Here is a 577-nt window from a genome sequence, read left to right as displayed (position 1 = left end):
TCTTCGGATCAAAGCTTACTTACAGCTCCCCGAAGCATATCGGCGTTAGTCCCGTCCTTCATCGACTCCTAGTGTCAAGGCATCCACCGTGCGCCCTTTCTAACTTAACCAAACTAAAATTAAAAAATATGAGCTACACTGTTATCTAGTTTTCAAAGAACATACCATTTGCTATATAAAATAGCTTTTTGGTGGAGCCTAGCGGGATCGAACCGCTGACCTCCTGCGTGCAAGGCAGGCGCTCTCCCAGCTGAGCTAAGGCCCCGTAAAATGTATGGTGGGCCTAAATGGACTCGAACCATCGACCTCACGCTTATCAGGCGTGCGCTCTAACCAGCTGAGCTATAGGCCCATACAAATTGCGGAATTTATTTATATCATATTCCTATTTAAGAGTCAATACTTACATTGAACTCTCAAAACTAAACGAAAACGAAACACGGAAACTTATATTGATGAACTGCGTTCATCAATTCTCCATAGAAAGGAGGTGATCCAGCCGCACCTTCCGATACGGCTACCTTGTTACGACTTCACCCCAATCATCTGTCCCACCTTAGGCGGCTGGCTCCATAAA

Annotated in this window: 2 tRNA genes and 2 rRNA genes; all 4 read right to left on the bottom strand. The window is 45.4% G+C overall.

Annotated features, from left to right (window positions below):
• A 23S ribosomal RNA gene (locus BWGOE10_RS29375) occupies nt 1-110 on the bottom strand; the annotation flags it as partial.
• Nucleotides 111-189: 79 nt separating this feature from the next.
• A tRNA-Ala gene (locus tag BWGOE10_RS29370) sits at nt 190-265 on the bottom strand.
• A 10-nt stretch (nt 266-275) separates the two neighbouring features.
• Nucleotides 276-352, bottom strand: a tRNA-Ile gene (locus BWGOE10_RS29365).
• Between the two features lie 131 nt (nt 353-483).
• A 16S ribosomal RNA gene (locus tag BWGOE10_RS29360) occupies nt 484-577 on the bottom strand; the annotation flags it as partial.

It is taken from the genome of Bacillus mycoides (assembly GCF_001757995.1).
Classification (GTDB): Bacteria; Bacillota; Bacilli; order Bacillales; family Bacillaceae_G; genus Bacillus_A; species Bacillus_A mycoides_B.
Note: the sequence above shows the minus strand (reverse complement) of the source record. Positions and strands in the feature narration are given on the sequence as shown.